The sequence below is a fragment of the Actinomadura mexicana genome, from assembly GCF_900188105.1.
Classification (GTDB): Bacteria; Actinomycetota; Actinomycetes; order Streptosporangiales; family Streptosporangiaceae; genus Spirillospora; species Spirillospora mexicana.
The window spans coordinates 1-17,085 of the sequence record NZ_FZNP01000034.1 but is presented as its reverse complement, the minus strand read 5'-3'; the positions used below and the strand labels follow the sequence as shown (position 1 = coordinate 17,085).

Sequence of the window (17,085 nt, the reverse complement as noted above, 5' to 3'; positions counted from 1 at the left end):
CAGCGTCGTCGAACTGGAACGCGACGTCCGCGGCTGGATCAACGAGTGGAACAAAGACCCCAAGCCGTTCGTGTGGACCAAGACCGCCGACGAGACGAGATCCTCGAAACACTCGCCGCATACTGCCAACGAATTAACGACTCACGACACTAGAACGAAAGCTCCGGACTTCTAATTCGCATGATGTCGAACTCCTGGGATCCGCCCGCCAGCATCCGTTTTCATCCAGGTCAGAGGCGGCCTTGTCCGGCAGTCCACTCAATCGACACGAGCCAAGGGCGACTGACGCTGCGGCGGCCTCTGCCGCCGAATATGATCTTGTTCGTCGTTGAGCACCTCCAGCCTTGTGGGGAGCCGCAGGGGAGCCAATTGGGGAGCCACCGTTGGTGGACTCCCCCGGACCTGTCATGACTCCCCCCGTGTTTTTCTGCAGGTGAGAGGCTCCCCGATCGACTTCCTTCGACCTTGATCGACTGGCCTGCTATGCCTGGGGGTCAAGGGGTCGTGGGTTCAAATCCCGCCGTCCCGACAGAGTTTATGCAGGTCAGATGGGCTAAACCGGAGTCGCCCTGTGGCTCCTCCAACGGCGCTCGGAAGCCACCGGGGAGCCAACGCCCGCAGACTCACGGCCAGAAAGCGGCTTTCGTCCCAGTGGTTAGATCACGTTAGCCGGAAATGCCGTGCCGAGCACATGACACCGGTCAAACGGTCCTCCCCGGTCACGTCCAGCGGAATGGTGTACCAGCACCCACGTGCTCCAGGGCTGGGCGGACTGGAGGACGCAGCTGAGCAGGGTGCGCGGATAGTCGGGGCTGGCAGCGCTGCCAGCAACGGACAAAGCCAGGGTCGAGGTGGTCAGCGGCCTTCTGGGCCTGCCCCTGGATCCCGACCGGGTCCTCGCCGCCCTTGGGCGACTGACAGAGATGATGTAGGTGAGCACCTCCCGGCGGGGGTCTGACCCAGCGACTGACTGACCTTGGGTCCTGAACCGGATCTGTCGGCCTTGCCGGGAGGTGCTCATGTGCACTCACTGGACGTGGCGTTGTGACTTCATAGGAGCCTGGCTAGAGGCCCCATCTCTGTCTTGTCCGCGTTGCCCGGCTGGTGCGTGCCATCCTGCCCCCGGGTCAAGACGACAGGACGACGATGCCCTCTATTACACAGGACGCGGTGACCTTCGAGGTCGCTGGTGGAGTCGACACCCACCAAGACACCCATACCGCCGCCGTGATCGACCAGGTCGGGCGGGTGCTGGGCACTGAGCAGTTCCCCGCCGATGCGGCCGGGTACGCCGCGCTGCTGGACTGGATGCGCCGGTTCGGGCAGGTGGGGCCGGTCGGGGTCGAGGGCACCGGCGCCTAGCCCAGGCAGATGCGTCCTGGGCCTTCCTGGCCGCTCTGTTCTTCGACGCAACCCCAGACGCAGGCCAGGCCTGGGGCAGATGCTCAGATGGTCACCGGTATCTCGACCGTGGCGCGCTTGGTCGCCGCAGGGGCGTCTCGTGAAGCTCAGCCCGGGTCGACCGGAGGGGGTCGGCGACGGACCGGGCTGCCAGTTTGGCCGCATCCCTGATCCCGCCCGGGCACGCACCAGTGTGGAAGTCCCCTTCGACAGACCTTTCCATGGCGGGAGCTCTCGGTGCTTGTCATCGAGACCACCGGAGCGGGATTGCCTGGCAGGCTCGGGCGAAGTCCACGTACTCACTGTGCTGTTCAAACGCATAGCGTGACGTTGCTGGTCAAGATGATGCAGCACGAGTTCCGAATCCTGGGTCCGCTGGTAGACGACCCTCGGCTCAGGCGTGCGCGTTCGCCGTACGGTGAGCGGCGGTGAACTGCTCGATCATGCCGCTCGCCGAGACACCGTAGACGTCCTCGACCGCGTTGGCGGCGAGATGGCAGGTCCGCATGCGCTCGGGTGGGGACATCCCCAGCCGGGTGAGGTGCAGGTAGGTGTAGTTGAGCAGGAGCCGGTAGGTCAGGAACTCGGGGGTGGACAGGTAGCGCTCGTGATAGGCATGGGTGCTGAGCATTGTCTGATGGAAGTCGCTGAGCACGGGGAGGGCCTTCAGCCGCTCGGGGGCGCCGGCGGTGATCAGCAGGCCGCGGCCGATCAAAGGACGGGCGCGCCCGGCGAAGCGTTCCGTCAGCGCCGCCCATTCGCGCGCGAAGGGCACGGGTTCAAGCGCGGCCCCTTCCGCACGGATTTCGCCCCGGGGGTCCAAGGTGGAGATCACCGCGCGCAGACGTGCGGTCAACTCGTCCCTGCGCTCCTCATAGCGCCGGTCGAACGCGGCCCGCACTGCCGCGGGGGCGGAGCACGTCGCGATGAAGCCTTCGGCGTGCGAGCGGTAGGAGACGAAGCTGCGGGTGATCGGCCCCAGCACCGTGTGCGCCACCGCCAGCATCAGCGATGTGGCGAGGAGTTCCTTGTCGTCGTGGCCGTAGCGGACGTGGTCGAGCATGTCCATCAGCGGACCCGTGGTGGCGGTGTAGAAGTCGGCGAGCAGCGCGGCTCCTTCCTCACCGAGGACATGTTCGCGGGACGCATAGGGCCGGTAGACGATCGTGTTGTCGTCTGGCCACGGCGTGAGCGGGCCCTGTTCTCGCTCTTGCTCGGCGAGCAGTCGGTGCTGCGCCAGCACCCGGGCGATGTCAAGCCGGGCTGTGGACGGATGGTCGCTGAGGTAGCCGCCGACGACCTCCTCGATCGCTGGGCGGACCCGCGACTCCCAAGTCGGCGGGTCGGCGCGGAGGTTGATCCGCAGGTGCGGACCCTGCCGCCAGTGCCGCAGCACGTGGGCGCCACGCACCGCAGTGCCCAGCCGGTCCAGGAGAGGACGTACCGCGTCCAGCAGGAGGCCGTCCTTGTCGGGTTCGTGGTAGTGGACGTGCGCGCTATGCCAGCAGTCGGGCATGTGTGTGCTCCTGGTGTAGTTCGGCGAGTGTGCGCGCGGCCAAAAGCGCCAGACGGCTCTCGATTCCGGGCGCGACGCCCAGCCGGTTGTTCAGCAGATGGGTGCAGCGCAGCAGGATCCGCGACACGGCCCCGCGCGCAAGGAAGGACAGCGGTGAGCCGGCGTCGGAGGGATCGTTGTTCAGTTCGGTGAGGCGGCCGTGCAGTGCGCTGACCGACTCCGCCCAGTCGGCCAGCGGGCCGTCGCGTGGCGGCGGTCCCTCCCAGCACGCCCGGGCCTGGGCGGTGAGGCCGGAACGAGCGCGGCGGAACGCCTCCTCGACCGGTGGGGAGGCCGGGAACCGGAGCGCTGCTGCCGCGCGGGCCGCGCGGTCCAACTCCGGTTCGCAGAGGGCCAGGACCGTGTACAGGACGGCGACGCCGATCGCGGCGCGTTGCGCCGTGCAAGGTTGGCGGGCGAGCAGGTCCAGCGCGATGGCGCTGGACTCGGCGAAATGTCGTTCGACGATGGGCATGCAGGCCGGTCCGCCGAAGGCGTGGTGCTCCGGCCGGTAGCCGGTGAAGCGGACCGAGTCGTTGGGGTGCAGGCGGCGTTCATGACTGGTGAGGCGCTCCCCCGCGGCCGCCGTGTCGGCGAGGCGCCGGTACTCCCGCTCCGTGAGCGACCGCTGGGAGGGGCGGCGGTCCAGGTACGCGGACGCGCGGTCGGCCACCAGGCGCCGGACGCCCTCGCCCGCGTCGCGCGGGCGGATCCGCAGCCGCAGATGCGGGCCTCCCTCCCAGTAGCGCAGAAAGAACAGGCCGTCGATGCCGTCGGCGAGCTCGTCGCGGAGCGGCGCGACCAACTCCAGCGCCATACGGTCCAGCGAGCCCGCATGGAAGATGTGTGCGCTGATCCAGGCGTCGCCGCTCATAGCCCCTCTCGCTCCCCGTCATCGGCGTCGATCTGGACGGCGAACTCGGTCACCCGAACGCCGTCGGCTCCGTAGCGGGGATTGTCGCCAGGGGCGGGCAGCGCCTCTTCCAGCAGGACCGTCGCGCTGGGGTCGTCGACCGCACGGAAGAAGTCGCGCAGCAAGTGCGGCGAGGCCGCGTCGATGTAGAGGGGCTTGGTGGACTTCCCCAACGACCGCTCGACCGGGTCGCGTGGGATGACACGCGCGAAGAAAGCGGAGGGTATGGCGTGGTCGCGCAGCCACCCCGAGAAGCGCACCAGATGCTCGGCTTCGCGCTCGCCCTTGGCGGGCGCGGGGAGCCGGTCGGCGGGGATCCGGTGGTGGCTCCGGCGCAGGGTGACGGCGCCGACGTCGAGGCGTGGCCACCGGCCGAGCCCGCGCGCGGCGGGGTCGTCGCCGCACGGCTGCCAGGATGGCGGCATCGGCTGGGCAGGTTCGCCGAACACGCGGAGCAGGAACGAGAGGGCAGGGGGCAGAAGGGCCGGGGCGAGGGAGCCCAAGTGCGCTGGGCGCAGCTCGCGTCCGTCCGGGTCGTGCAGGGTGAGCAGGCCGCGTGCCGGATCGTGCCGGGCTGTCAGGTCGGCGATGGCGACGGCGTCCTGGGAGGCATCGGAGGTGCCAGCGGTGTCAAAGACACCGGGGTAGGAGATGGGGCGGGCACACGACGATCGGAGGCTGAGGACATGGCCGAATGCGCCTCGGCATTCCGCCACCCCGGCGGCGGGCTCCGGGCTCGGTGGCGGCTCCGCACCGGCCTCGGCCAGGAGCCGGCGCAGCCGGCCGGTGCCGCGGCCGTGCCCCGAGGAGACGGCGTTGAGGACCAGACGCAACGTCTCCTCACCGGTCAGCGCCTGGACATGGCAGCAGATCGAGTGCGGCGCGCGGACGTGGGCAGGCCAGGAGGCGGCGATCTTGTGCACCGTCACGGGGTCGAGATGGATGACACCGGGTGCGGCTTCGGGGGTCGTGTAGAGGGTCCGCCACAGGTCGGAGCGGAACCGGCGCGCCTCTGCCAAGGCGGGAGGCGGAGCTCCCGTGAAGCCGCCAGGGGGCGGACGCAGGAGTGTGCGCAATCCTTCGGGATCGCGGCCGCCGCCGTCATGCACGCGGCGGTAGAACGTGAGCAGCGGGGCCTGGACACCGGGTCCGAACAGACCGCTGAACGCGATCGCCGCGGCCCGCTTGACAGGAAGGTCGGGGTCGAGCACTCCGAGCAGGAGGCGTACCGCCTGCAGTCCCTCCACTGCGGGCGCCCAGGCGCCAGGGTCGCAGTGGGCTACGGTTCCGGCTTGCACGGTGGCCTCCAGAGCGAGAGCCTTGCCGGGCGGCTCCGTGCCGGCAGGGGTCAGCTTCCGCACCAGTGCGCGAATGCGCGCCGTGCGTCGCGCCACCTCGCCCTGCTCTCCCGATTGGCCCTCGCCTTTGACCGTGACGCGAAGGCGGGCCAGTTCACCGGTCTCGGGCAGCCCCTCCGGAAGCCAGGCGATGAGGTCGGCCAGCGGGTCGGCGGACTGGTCGGCATATGGACGGCGGCGTTCCAGCAGGCCGTGCTCCAGCAACGCTTCGAGGACCATGGGGTCAACGACCCTGGCCAGGTCACCGCGAGTGGCTCCGGGACGCGACCGGACCGCCGCCAGCGCGCCGCAGACGGCCGGGGTGTTCGCGATCGAGCGGATCGGCTCGGACCGGCCGGTGCCGAGGAACACGATGCGGCCATCGTCTTCGAAGGCCGAGGGGTTCACACGGATTTGCCCGCGGTCGCGCAGGCCCGGACGGTCGGCGAGATGCCGCCAGACGGCATCGATCGCGCCGCGGTGCAGTTCGACCACACGCATACCGCGCAAGGGGCGGTCGCCGACGTGAACGGGTACACCACAGTCGGCCCAGGCACCCATGCCCGAGACGGCGAAGGTGGCAAACGGACTGGTCTTGCCCGCTGTACGGGCGACGTAGCGGGCGATGCGGCCCAGGGCCTTTCTGCCGGGGACTGCGTCCGGCCCCGACCGGAGCCAGGTGTCCAGATCCGCTGCGAGGCCCGGCGCGGCCTGCTCCAGTCCGGCGTGGAACGCGGGGTCGGATGCGGCGATGAGCAGGCGGCTCCGCGCGTCCCGGGTCTCCTCGTCCAGAAGGAGCGGCAGACGGTCACGCAGTGCGTCGCGCCGGTCGACTAGGTCCAGCCACGCGAGGATCCGCTCGTCGATGCGCTCTGGCAGGACCACGCGGATGTCGCCTGACAGTTCGCGGGCACGCGGGCGGCGACCGGTGAACACGGCGCGGCGCAAGGCCACGAGAAGGGGCTTGTGTCCCAAGGACGCGGCATCGGCGATCACCTCGTAGAGCGCGTCGGAAAGGGCGGCGCCCTCGGCGGCAAGGCGCGTCTGGCAGTCCAGGATTTCCTGGACCACCGCCCAGGATCGCTCGGCGCGCAGGCTGTGAAGGACATCGGCGGGCAGCCCTGCCACCCGGACGGCGAACTCGTCGGCAATGGGCATGCGGCGAACTCCCGGATCAGGGGTCACCGAGGACGGGATCCTCGTTTCGGCGGACGGGGGCCTTCCCGCGGCCCTGGGGTATCCGGGACCGCAGGAAGGCGCTTCAAGGCGCTCCGGGCGGGCTGCCAGGGGCGTCACCTGTCAGGTGCTACTCGGCGACGGGCGCCTGGCAGCTGATCGTCGCGCAGATGCAGAACGCACCGCAGGAGGCGTCGATCTCGGTCATCCCGTGGCCGGACTCCAGCCCTTCCAGGGAAACAACCTCGATGCTCTCCACCTTCAGTCCGTCCAGGTCGAGCTTGTCCATCTCCTTCTCCTTTCACTGTTGCCCGCCCGCGTCTGTCGCGGGCGGGCGCCCGTCGTCGCCGCCTTCCGCTCCCGGTTCGAGCGGAAGGCGCCTGCTCAGTGACGGGCCGCTGGTGATGGGGGTGCCGAGGAGCAGGAAGCCCAGGGGGGTCCTGCCGGTTCCTGACAACCCCAGTGCCGCCTGGGTGGCGGGATTGGTGCCATCGGAATGGATGCGGGCCGCCAGGCCCAGTGCCGTGGCGGCGAGCGTGGCGCGATGGAGCGCCATACCGGTTTCGGCCTGCTGGACGCGGTACCAGCGGGGGCCGAAGCCGTCCTCTCCCCCGGTCGGGTCACCGACGGGCACGAGGGCGGCGGCGGCGCAGCGCAGCGCGGCGCGGGTGTTGGCGGCCAAAGAGCCGTCGGCGATGGCCGGGCCGGGGCAGTCGATGCCGACGGGCTCCAAGGCGGAGGCGTTGTTTCGGTAGCGGTAGCTCCCCACCGCGATGTCCGCGCAGTTGAGGACGACCAGGTAGAGGTCCAGCGTGCACGGCCCGTCCTCGGCTCCGGGGACGTCGGCGGCACCGGGCGCCCACGCGGCGGCAAGGATTGCGGCCAGTTGCTTGGCCCCGATCGGTACGGGGTGGTAGCCGAATGGGGTTGAGCGGCGTGCGGCGATGCCTGCCGCAGCGCGCGGTGGGGTGGCCGCCAGGAGCGGGATCGTTTCGCGTTCGGGCGGTTCCTGAGGCGGCACCCGGCGTGTGGGTGCGGGGGCTCGCGCCCCGGCTGCCCTGTGCAGCGCCACCAAGTGCGGTAAGAGGCCGGCGACCGGGGGCGAGGGGACGGCGGGACGGGCTGGTCGTGCGGGCCCCGCCGTCCGGGCGGGGAACGTACGGGCGCAGAGCAGGCGGGCGGAGGCCGGGACCTGCGGGAGGCTCAGGACGGCGAGCAGTCCCTCGGCCTCGGGATCCAGGCCCAGCAGCCAGGTCAGCGCGCGATCGTCGAAGCGCAAGTGCGTTTGGACGACCGTGCCGTCGCGTTCGGCCACCGCGCAGGCCTGAGCGAGGAGTGCGCCGACCTCCTGGCACTGCAGCCGGTAGGAAAAGTCGCCGTACTTGAATCCCGACCGCCAAAAGACCGCCGTCAGCAGCAGGTAGGCCCCGGCGGGGTCGTCCAGTGGTTCGGCCAGGGCCGCGTTCACCGCGGCGCGGTAGTCGCCTTCGCGCACGGTTTCCAGTACGTGGTGCGCGGGGGCATAGTGTCCCAGGGCGTTCGCCCCGGCGACGTAGGCCTCGATCGGGTACAGCGCTCCTCCGGAGGGCACCGAGCGGGTCGCCGCGAGCGACGGGGCCCCGTCGCTCGCATGCGACCAGACCTGTCGCACGACGCCTAACAGATCGCGCAGCAGCGAGCCGAGGGAGCCGGTGACCGGGCCGGTGCGTGCCGCGCCGGGATAGGTTTTGTAGGTGGCCGGCGCGCGGCTCCAGTCGACCGGCGGCGGCCGGAGCCCCCGCACCGCGTCCAGGTAACTGCTGATCATGCTCACGGCTGCCTCACGGAAAGGGATGGGGGTCGGGGTTGAGTTCGGCTGGCTCCAGGTCGCGGTCGGCCCGGCCGAGCAGCCGGGGGATCGACAGCAGCCGGGGCAGCCCGTGTACACGGCGGAACCGATGACCGAAGGTCATGGGAACCGTGCCGGGGACGATCACCTTGGCGCAGGTGAACCCGCCCGCACGCAGTTCGGGGCCGGTCGTGTCGACCGTGATGACGTCGAGTCCACTGAGCAGATAACGCTCGACGAGATCGGTCAGGTGGTCGCGGAGGTCGTGATGGCGGGGCCAGGTGCCGGTTCCGATATCGCCTACCCCGATTCGGGGACCGTCCATTGGGAGGAATGCGAACCGGTCCTGAGCATCGGGATGGCCGTAGAGCAGCGCGTGGTCGTCCATCTCTCTCACCCGGTCGGGTTCGGCCAGGAGCCGGGCACCCCGGTCGGCGGCGTAACGCCGCACGTGCCCTTCCAAGCTCGAACCGAGTTCTCTGATGGCCGACCCCAGAGCGCGTTCGGCATTGAGATGGGCTCCCGCGCCGCACAGGACACGCGGCCGGTCGGGGCCGCCGAGGCGATCGACGGCCATCGCCCAGACGGCGGGCACGCCCTGCTCCAACGTCGAGGAGAAGGCCATGACCTCGTAGCCGAGGCGTTCGCCGATGGCGGCGGCCGCGACCCGGATGTGAGGGTCCCCCGCGGAGTCGATGTCGATGCGAGGGATCGCCATGCGGGTGTACCAGGTGGCCAGGAACGCGTCGCGCTCGGCGATCTCCAGCAACCCGTGCAGCACCGCCTCCGCCGGGCCTCCGCCTGTGGCGCACCCGTTCGAACACTCGTAGGCGAGGCCAGGGGCGCCAGGGCGCGGGCCGTAGTAGGCGAAGGACGCGGGAACAAGCACCGGTTCGCCGCGGGCGAAGGAATGGCCCCATGCCCAGTCGATCGGGTCGCCGGGATCGAAACGTCGGAAGGGCCAACCGGCCGTTTCGTACAGGTGGTCCGGGTAAAGGCCGAGATTGCGGGGATCCAGGGCATACGCGGCGACCTCGCCGAACGCCGCGCGCACGGTGGCGCGGCCGCCGCGAGGATAGGGGCCTGCCCATCGTTCCAGGGCCTCGGCCAACGCGGTGGCGGTGGCGGTGCGGTAATCGCCCGCGCAGCCGTAGCCGTGCTGGCTGTCGTGGTGGGTGAGAGCCGGGCGGAGCCTGGCCACCACGGTGGCGCCGCTCACCGGGGCGCTTCTGCCCAGCGACTGCACCAGTCCGGTTTCGGCGTCGACGTAGAGGCCCATCAGTTCCTCCAGGCGGTCGGTGAGCCGACCTGCGCGTAGGGAGCCGGGATCTGACACGAGTTCGGGAACCGGGGCGAACATCCTGGGAGCGTCCGCCGGTGGTCCGGCGCAAACCGGGCAGCGGGGGTCGGGGAGTAGCCGGTGGCGGGTGCTCACGCCGTCCATAACTGAGACACGCAGCAGTGCCCGGTACGTTCGGGCCGTCTCGGGGGCGGCGAGGAGTCGCCCTACCTCCTCGCAGACCAGTGCGCCGACGGCTGAGGCGAGCCAGCGCGTCAGCAGCGGGCAGGGACGTTCAGCCCACTCCTCCACGCAGCGCTCGCGGACGGCCTGGAGTTCCCGGGCGCCGGGACGGTTGCCCGCACGGCGCAGCTCGGCGCAGACCGGACAGCCTGGACGGTCGGGAAGACGCGCGGGGCCGATCAGGATCCGTCCGGCCTCCACCCGGACGGCGAGCCACGGAACGGCAATCGCGGCGGCCCTGCGCTCGGCGCGGGCGTGGTCGCGCGTGTCGTCGGCGTCGCTGAGCACGACGATCGCGCCGGCGGTGGTGGCGTGCCCGGAGGCGGGCGTGGCCGGCCGGAGCATGGCCGCCTGGAGCGCGGCGGCTGTCGCCTCGCGCAGCAGTCCTGAACCGATGAGCACGATCGCGTCCCCGTTCATGGAGACCGCGGCGTCGGCGTCGGGAGTGACGGTGTTCTTAGTCAACGCACAACTCCACTCGGACGGTGAACGGAGTCGGGGCCGACTCGCAGGCCAGGGGGATGACGACCGGTGTCCTTCCTACGGCCTCCAGCGCCTCGGCGATGGCGCGCCACCGCGGACGGCCGTCGCCGGAACACCATGGCCGCGGTGCGGCCGCGTGCTCGGGCAGTCCCGCGGATCGGACCTGCCAAGCAAGCACCGTCCGCTCCAAGCCGTCGCGCAGTGCCGTGACCTCTGTATCGCCGCATGAGACGATGTCCGGACCGGACGTTCGGACGAGATAGGCCGGCAGGCCAAGTACGTCGCCGAGGTCGATGACGGACGGGGTGTCTCCGGCCGCCTTCAACAGGTTGAGCAGACTCGCCGATTCGGGGTCGTCGAGGTCTCCCGGGCGTAGTGACACCGGCCGGCCCTGCCACTCGCTCAGCGTGCTGGCGACCACCTCCTCGGCACGTGACCGAAGAGCCGCGCCAACGGCGCCGTCCCAGGTAAGCCCGGCTCCGTATCCGTAGAGCGGCAGACTGGCGGGATACTTCGGCGCGGCTACGTGACGAGTGCGGCCGGTGTGGATTTCAACACCGATTCCCGCGCGCGCCGTCAGCGCCCCGTAGGCGGCGCACGCGGCGAGCACGGTCCGGACCCTGGCAGTCGTCAGGTCGGCGGCCCACCCGATGACGCGAGCGGGCGGACCGTCGGTGGGGCGCACCTCGCCCGTACAGAGCGTGAGGGGCATCTGCGGCAGTGCGTCCTCGTCCAGCCGGCCGAACAGACCGGTGCGGGGGTCCACGCACGCGGTGGTGCGCTCCAAGAGTTCGTCAGGACCGATGGGGTCGGCGGACGCGAGTTTCTCGACCATTGATCGGACGTCGCCGTCGTCGAATCGGGGGGGTTCAGCTTCGAGAGGCATCACCCGGTGCCTGCTGGAGTCGAGGGTGAGCAGGTCGATCCGGGTCGGGCGCTCCTCGGGAGGAGCCAGGCCGGTCAGGTGGGAGAAGCACGACAGGGCGAGCCGCGCGCCCAGCAGGCCGGGAACCGCGCCGGTCAGCAGGTCCGGCGTCGACGCAACCTCAGGCTTACACCCGTCCGGTTGAGGCACGCTGCCAAGTCGCCGCCAGCACCAATGCGCCGCCTCTGCAGGGGCGACGGGGTGGATCCACGCCTCTTCTCTGTCTACGAGGATCTGGCCCAGGCTGACGTCCAGCCCTCTCAGCACTTCGGCGGTAGCCAGCAGGTTCGCGCGATCATCCGCCACCTGCAGGACCACATCGGCGCCCTCTGCGGTGAGCGCCGCCTCGCCGAAGCACACGCGCTGCCCGCCATCACGTCGAGCCCGCTCCACCGCCGCCGCGAGCGCGCCGGTCTCCCCGACCGGAGCATCGACGATGACCTGGAGCCAGCCGCAGGCCAGTCCAGACTCCAGCAGGGCGAGAAGGACCGGCCCATGCCCGGTGAGCGCGATGCGCGCCTGGCGAAGCCGCTCGAAACGGCGCTCGGCGGAGGGCAGCCGGTAGCGGATGAAGGCGATTTCGGCAGCGTAGGCGTCGAGTTCGCCTTCGGTGAGCCCGTGCGGCTCCTCCTCCGCGGCGTCGAGGACGAACCCCTCCTCTGCCAGCGCGCCGACCAGGCGCACGACATGTGCGCGGTGCTCGCTGGGCAGGCCGTGGACTAGCTGGTCCAAGGTACGTTCACCAGTGAGGTGGGGAGTGAGCCGGGACAGCCACTCGGCGGCCTGGACGCCCTTCACCGTGCAGGTGCCGTGGTCACCGTGGAGAAGGGCACCGTCGGAGAGGGGGACGCATCGGATGCCGGGACGAATCTGTGGCCGCATCTCATTCCCTGTCTGGTGTCCGTAACGTTCGGAGGGATCCGCCGCGGTGACGCGATCCCCAACTGCTGGTGCGCTTGCCTTAGGTCCTGAACGCTGCAGGCACCATGTGGAACTCGCTAGGCGGAATCGGTCCGTACGAGCAAGAGTGTTCGAGCACGCTGACGTGTCGGTCACGCCACGGTCACTCGCCGGTAGCGCGGCTCCAGCGGCGCCGAGCCGCAGGAGCCGGGCGTGTCCAAGTGACCGTTGCCGGACGGGGGCTGGACGACGTGCGGCATGCCCTTGCGGTCCAGCATGGGCGGCCGCGCCGGCCTGAGCGGATGCGAGGTACCGCCGTCCGGGCGGCCCGGCAGCGTTGAGATATGAAGTCGTAGAGTGTCTAGTTGGTAACTCGTTGTTATATTCTTGGGTGGTGGCTCGGTACGAGTTCGGGATCTTGGGCCCCCTCAACGTCACACGCGACGGCGCCAGCGTCACGATCCGCGCCGAGCAGCAGCGCTGCCTCCTGGCGGCACTGCTCATCAACGCCGATCAGACCGTCTCAATGGGCGCCCTGGTGAACAGACTGTGGGGGCAGAACCCGCCGCAAGGGGCGCGCAACGCCCTCCAGAACTACGTCCTGCGGCTCCGCCGGACCCTGGGACCGAACGTCGTGGTGACCGATCGTCACGGCTACGTGCTGCACGTGACACAGGGCGGCTTGGACGCGCGCCGGTTCGACTCCCTCGTCCGGGAGGGAGAAACCCTGTCATCTGCCGGAGACCACGAGCAGGCTGCGGCGGTGCTCGGCGAGGCCCTCGGACTATGGAGAGGCGAAGCCCTGGCGGACGTACCCGCAGAGCGGTTCCAAGATGTCGTCGCGGCCCTGCACGAGAAGCGCCTGGCCGCGCAGGAGTCGTGGATCGACGCCGTCATCCGGTGCGGGCGTCCCGCCGATGCCCTCCCCGAGCTGCGGCGTCTGACCGAGTGCCATCCGCTGCGCGAGCGCTTCTGGGCGCAGCAGATGCTCGCCTTCTTCCAACGCGGCCGGCAGGCAGAGGCGCTGGAGTGCTACCGCCAGGTCACCCGTCTGCTCGCCGACGAGCTGGGAATCGATCCAGGCGAAGAACTCCAGCGGCTTCACCGGCGGATACTCGCGGCGGACCCGCAGATCGCCGCGGTACGTCCGCGCACAGCACGCGATCCAGGGAACCTGCCTTCCGAAACGACGTCCTTCATCGGCAGGGAAAAAGAACTGGCCGAGACATGGCGCCTCCTGCGCCTATCCCGTCTGGTCACGCTGACCGGAGTAGGAGGAGTCGGCAAGACCAGGCTCGCCCTGCGCGCTGCCCGGCAGGTGTCGGCCGCCTTCCCCGAAGGGGTGTGGCTGGCGGACCTGGCCGCGCTGACCGACGCGACGCTGCTGGCACGCGCAGTCGCCGAAGCCCTGGAGATACGCGACCAATCCGTGCGCTCGGCAGTGGACTCCTTGGCCGACCATGTGCGCGACCGGCGCCTGCTGCTCGTCCTGGACAACTGCGAACATCTGGTGGACGCCGTGGCACCGCTGGTACAGCACCTGCTGCGCGCGGCTCCAGGCCTCCGGGTTCTCGCCACCAGCCGCGAGCGGCTCGCGGTGCCGGGCGAGCACGTGCTTGTCGTCTCCGGATTGGACCTTCACGACCATCTCGACGAGGGGGCTTGCGAGGCCGTCCGGCTGCTGAGCGACCGGGCGCAGGCCTGCGCAGCCCCAGTGTGCGACAGTGGCTCGGCCACCGAACTCTGCCGCCGGCTGGACGGCATTCCGCTGGCCATCGAGCTTGCGGCCGTCCGCCTGACATCCCTCACCGCCGAGGAGATCCTGGATCGCCTGGACGACCGCTTCCGGCTCCTGTCCGCCCCACGGACACCGGCCGAGAACCGCTACCGGCAGACCCTGCGCGGCGTCATGGACCTGAGCTACGGCCTGTGCACGCCCGCGGAAGGCCTGCTGTGGACACGCCTGTCCGTCTTCGCCGGCAGCTTCGACCTCAAAGCAGCCGAGGCCATATGCGCGGGAGACGGCATCGACGGGGCCGACATGCTGGACCTGATCAGCGGGCTCATCCACAAGTCGGTTGTGGCAGTCGACGGCGGTGGCCGCACCGCTCGCTACCGGCTCCTGGAAACCATCCGCCAATACGGGCTGGACCGCCTCCGGGCAGGCGGCGACGACGACGAATACCGCAGGCGCCACTGCGACCACTACCAGGCCCTGGCCGGGGCCGCCGCCGCGGACTGGTGCAGCCCCCGAGAAGTCCAATGGCTGGACCGGCTGCGCACAGAACTCCCCAACCTGCGCGCCGCCCTCGGATTCTGCCTCACCCGAACCGAGCGGGCTCACACAGGGGCGCAGATCGCCGCGGACCTCACCCGCACCCGCTCCTGGTTCTTCAGCAGCACTCTGGGGGAGGCACGGCACTGGCTCGAAAGCCTGTCGGCGGGGCCCGGCCCCGAGGTCCGCGAGACAAACACCGTGTTGACGGTCATGAAGGCCTTCATCGCGACCCTCCAGGGAGACCGGGCGGCCGCCCGGACGTTCCTGAACCATTGCCGCTCGGCCGAACCGTCGCGCGCGCAATCCCCGGCCGTGGCCTATGTCGAAGGTGTGCACACGTTGCTGGCGCACGGCGACCCCGCATGCATCGACCAACTGGTGCGGGCGCGGGAGGGCTTCCGCGCCGCCGGCCACACCGGAGACGCTCACATGGCCACGATGTTCTGGGCGATGGCCGCCGCCTTCCTCGGGAACCAGAGCATCGCCGTTTCCGCCTGCCGAGCCTACGTCGTCGACGCCAACGCCTCCGGCGCCGAATGGGCCTGCACCTGGGCCCAATGGTGCACCGGCCTGACCGAACTCCTACACGGAGATCCCAGCGGCGCGCTCTCGCCGCTCTGCGACGCCCTCGTCCGGCAACGCGCCATAGACGACCGGTGGGGCCCCGCATGGACCTCGGAAACGCTCGCCTGGACGGCGAGCGTGCTCGGGCGCCATCATCATGCCGCCCGCCTGCTGGGAGCCGCGCATCGCCAACGCCAGGTGACCGGCGCCGCGCTCACCGGCCTCGAGCCCTTCCACGTCCAACACACGCGCGCGAAGAACCGGGCACGCGAGCACCTGGAAGCAGAAGCGTATGCCGAAGCCTGGCAAAGCGGCGCCGACGCCGAGGACGGCGTCGCGCTCGCGCTCGGCATCGCCGACGAAGTCTTCCGGCAGACGACGGCGAACAGGCCCCCCGCGGTGTGATCGTGGGGACATCGTCTCATTTGGCGAGTCGGCGGTGACAGATGAGGGTGGCGGCGATGCCGACGCAGGCTCGGTCGCACCATTCAGCAGTCCACTCCTCGACGCGAACCCACACTGGCGCCGCATCGAGCCGTCGGGATCGATGAGCTGTTCGTCATAGAAGATCCCTGAGCTGAGGGTTCCAGGGGAGCCGATCTGGGAGCCACCGTGGACGGCCTCCGCTGGACCCGCCCCGACTCCCCCAGACGTTTTCGCAGGTGAGGGGCTCCCCGGTCGGCTTCCATCGACCCTGATCGACTGGTCTTCTGTGCCGGGGGTCAAGGGGTCGTGGGTTCAAATCCCGCCGTCCCGACAGCAGGTCAAAGGCCGGATCCGATCTCACGGACCCGGCCTCTCCCCGTTCGTACAGCTACGAAGTACAGCTACAGCGCTTGATCAGTGATCCCCAGCTGGTCCCCATCGGTGCCGGCGAGACGCTCAGCAAGCCGCTTGAGCGCCCCGGCCCACTCGTCAGTCTCCGCAGGCACCGCCCGAGCAATGCCAAGCACCTGGCGAACTCCATCCGGTGACCGCGCTGAGCACACATCCACCCGCCCGGCTGCACAGACTTTCTGTACGTCGTTGAAGGCGGCCCGACAACCGGGCCTCACGCGCCGCCGACTCGGCGCCAGGCCCGACGCCTCCGCTTGAGGCTACGGCCGGCGGCCCGGGCAGACAGCCGGTTGAGTGGCGCGAAGAACAGAAGGGGTAACCCAGCCCGCTCGATGAGCGGCAGCCGGGACAGTCACGGGGCCGAGCTGGTCACGCCCGTGCCGCTGGCCGGTTCCCGCCTTGCGTGGGACCGGGGTCTCACGACGGGTCGATGCGGGCAGGCAAGTGCCGCCCGTCCGCCGGGCCAGGCCACGAGGCCCCGCCCCCGCGCAAGTCCGGAAGCGTCCAGCTCACGTGGAACGGATGCCCCGTACAGGACAACAGGATGCGGTGTCCGGTCAATCACACCGGGTATTTCCTCCCCTGGGGGGAATGGGAAATGAACATCGTCAAGCAAATCGCGTGGTGGCTTTACGCCGTGCTGGCCTCGGTGCTCACGCTGGGCATCTGGTGCCGGGCCCACCTGGTGACCATCAGAATGCGGACGATGGGCGGGGTGCGGGCCGGATTATTCGGCGGTACACACATCTACCGCGAGAGCGGGAGCAAGGGCGACTTTCTGGTAATCAGCCGGTGGCGCGGCAAGTCCCGTTATCCGGTCAGCAGAATCGCGTCCGCCTCGACCGGGGTCTGGACAGTGGGTGTCGAGTCGTCCGGTGGGCACACCAACAAGCTGGCAACCTGGCAGACCAGGACGGTCGCCGCGTTTATCGACTCGCAGGTGAGGCAGGAACCAGTGACATAACTTAACAGGGGGGTACGAGCCCGCCATCCTGGGAGTATGCCAATCCTCGTACGCGAGATTGGTCGATGCCTGCGTAAAGAGCCAATCGGGGAGCCACACCAGGTGACCGCGCGAAAACGAAAGCAAGTCAAAGGCTGGATCCGATCTCACGGACCCGGCCCTTTCCCGTCTGTACAGCAGCGAAGTACAGCTAGGCGCCCTGATCGTTGGTCCCTGGCCGGTCCCCGTCAGCGCCGGTGAGGCTGTCCCGTAGTGTCGTGAGTCGTTAATTCGTTGGCAGTATGCGGCGAGTGTTTCGAGGATCTCGTCTCGTCGGCGGTCTTGGTCCACACGAACGGCTTGGGGTCTTTGTTCCACTCGTTGATCCAGCCGCGGACGTCGCGTTCCAGTTCGACGACGCTG

At 69.8% G+C, this 17,085-nt stretch carries 11 protein-coding genes and 2 pseudogenes; 4 read left to right on the top strand and 9 right to left on the bottom strand.

Annotation, left to right across the window (positions count from 1 at the left end):
- Both CHC11_RS43200 and CHC11_RS39745 read left to right on the top strand, forming a co-directional pair.
- Positions 1 to 153, top strand: a pseudogene (locus tag CHC11_RS43200) (IS630 family transposase); the annotation flags it as partial.
- A 1,017-nt stretch (positions 154 to 1,170) separates the two neighbouring features.
- Positions 1,171 to 1,362, top strand: a complete 192-nt coding sequence (locus tag CHC11_RS39745; protein ID WP_179279243.1) for an IS110 family transposase — start codon at positions 1,171 to 1,173, stop codon at positions 1,360 to 1,362.
- Between the two features lie 433 nt (positions 1,363 to 1,795).
- On the opposite strand, the gene CHC11_RS39740 is transcribed toward CHC11_RS39745, so the two are convergent.
- From CHC11_RS39740 to CHC11_RS43645, 8 genes are all read right to left on the bottom strand, one after another.
- Positions 1,796 to 2,917, bottom strand: a complete 1,122-nt coding sequence (locus CHC11_RS39740; protein ID WP_089317077.1) for a thiopeptide maturation pyridine synthase — start codon at positions 2,915 to 2,917, stop codon at positions 1,796 to 1,798.
- The gene (locus CHC11_RS39735; RefSeq protein ID WP_089317076.1) at positions 2,898 to 3,830 is read right to left on the bottom strand and encodes a lantibiotic dehydratase C-terminal domain-containing protein; all 933 of its coding nucleotides are present in this window, start codon (positions 3,828 to 3,830) and stop codon (positions 2,898 to 2,900) included. Before CHC11_RS39735 ends, CHC11_RS39740 begins: the two co-directional genes overlap by 20 nt.
- Positions 3,827 to 6,364 (bottom strand): lantibiotic dehydratase, encoded by a 2,538-nt coding sequence (locus CHC11_RS39730; RefSeq protein ID WP_089317075.1) that lies wholly within the window; start codon positions 6,362 to 6,364, stop codon positions 3,827 to 3,829. Before CHC11_RS39730 ends, CHC11_RS39735 begins: the two co-directional genes overlap by 4 nt.
- A gap of 148 nt (positions 6,365 to 6,512) precedes the next feature.
- Positions 6,513 to 6,671 (bottom strand): thiopeptide-type bacteriocin, encoded by a 159-nt coding sequence (locus tag CHC11_RS40940; RefSeq protein ID WP_143227490.1) that lies wholly within the window; start codon positions 6,669 to 6,671, stop codon positions 6,513 to 6,515.
- A 12-nt stretch (positions 6,672 to 6,683) separates the two neighbouring features.
- Positions 6,684 to 8,189, bottom strand: coding sequence for a nitroreductase family protein (locus tag CHC11_RS39725; protein ID WP_245920313.1), 1,506 nt, complete (start codon positions 8,187 to 8,189; stop codon positions 6,684 to 6,686).
- Between the two features lie 13 nt (positions 8,190 to 8,202).
- Positions 8,203 to 10,197, bottom strand: coding sequence for a TOMM precursor leader peptide-binding protein (locus CHC11_RS39720; protein WP_089317073.1), 1,995 nt, complete (start codon positions 10,195 to 10,197; stop codon positions 8,203 to 8,205).
- Entirely contained in the window at positions 10,190 to 12,022 is a 1,833-nt protein-coding gene (locus tag CHC11_RS39715; RefSeq protein ID WP_089317072.1) for a hypothetical protein, read from the bottom strand. The genes CHC11_RS39720 and CHC11_RS39715 overlap by 8 nt, the downstream gene beginning before the upstream one ends.
- Before the next feature lie 170 nt (positions 12,023 to 12,192).
- The gene (locus CHC11_RS43645; RefSeq protein WP_281258446.1) at positions 12,193 to 12,318 is read right to left on the bottom strand and encodes a hypothetical protein; all 126 of its coding nucleotides are present in this window, start codon (positions 12,316 to 12,318) and stop codon (positions 12,193 to 12,195) included.
- Between the two features lie 116 nt (positions 12,319 to 12,434).
- Here CHC11_RS43645 and CHC11_RS39710 point away from each other — a divergent pair, with 116 nt between their 5' ends.
- The gene (locus CHC11_RS39710; protein WP_245920312.1) at positions 12,435 to 15,287 is read left to right on the top strand and encodes an AfsR/SARP family transcriptional regulator; all 2,853 of its coding nucleotides are present in this window, start codon (positions 12,435 to 12,437) and stop codon (positions 15,285 to 15,287) included.
- A 1,030-nt stretch (positions 15,288 to 16,317) separates the two neighbouring features.
- On the top strand, positions 16,318 to 16,683 hold the full coding sequence (locus CHC11_RS41900; RefSeq protein ID WP_179279242.1) for a hypothetical protein: 366 nt from the start codon (positions 16,318 to 16,320) through the stop codon (positions 16,681 to 16,683).
- Positions 16,684 to 16,935: 252 nt separating this feature from the next.
- On the opposite strand, the pseudogene CHC11_RS43195 reads toward CHC11_RS41900, so the two are convergent.
- A pseudogene (locus tag CHC11_RS43195) lies at positions 16,936 to 17,085 on the bottom strand (IS630 family transposase); the annotation flags it as partial.

Excerpts from the sequence above, each read along its gene's own strand:
- CHC11_RS39740 (WP_089317077.1), bottom strand. The coding sequence starts at position 2,917 with ATGCCCGACTGCTGGCATAGCGCGCACGTCCACTACCACGAACCCGAC.
- CHC11_RS39735 (WP_089317076.1), bottom strand. The coding sequence starts at position 3,830 with ATGAGCGGCGACGCCTGGATCAGCGCACACATCTTCCATGCGGGCTCG.
- CHC11_RS39730 (WP_089317075.1), bottom strand. The coding sequence starts at position 6,364 with ATGCCCATTGCCGACGAGTTCGCCGTCCGGGTGGCAGGGCTGCCCGCC.
- CHC11_RS40940 (WP_143227490.1), bottom strand. The coding sequence starts at position 6,671 with ATGGACAAGCTCGACCTGGACGGACTGAAGGTGGAGAGCATCGAGGTT.
- CHC11_RS39725 (WP_245920313.1), bottom strand. The coding sequence starts at position 8,189 with ATGATCAGCAGTTACCTGGACGCGGTGCGGGGGCTCCGGCCGCCGCCG.
- CHC11_RS39715 (WP_089317072.1), bottom strand. The coding sequence starts at position 12,022 with ATGCGGCCACAGATTCGTCCCGGCATCCGATGCGTCCCCCTCTCCGAC.
- CHC11_RS43645 (WP_281258446.1), bottom strand. The coding sequence starts at position 12,318 with ATGCTGGACCGCAAGGGCATGCCGCACGTCGTCCAGCCCCCGTCCGGC.
- CHC11_RS41900 (WP_179279242.1), top strand. The coding sequence starts at position 16,318 with ATGAACATCGTCAAGCAAATCGCGTGGTGGCTTTACGCCGTGCTGGCC.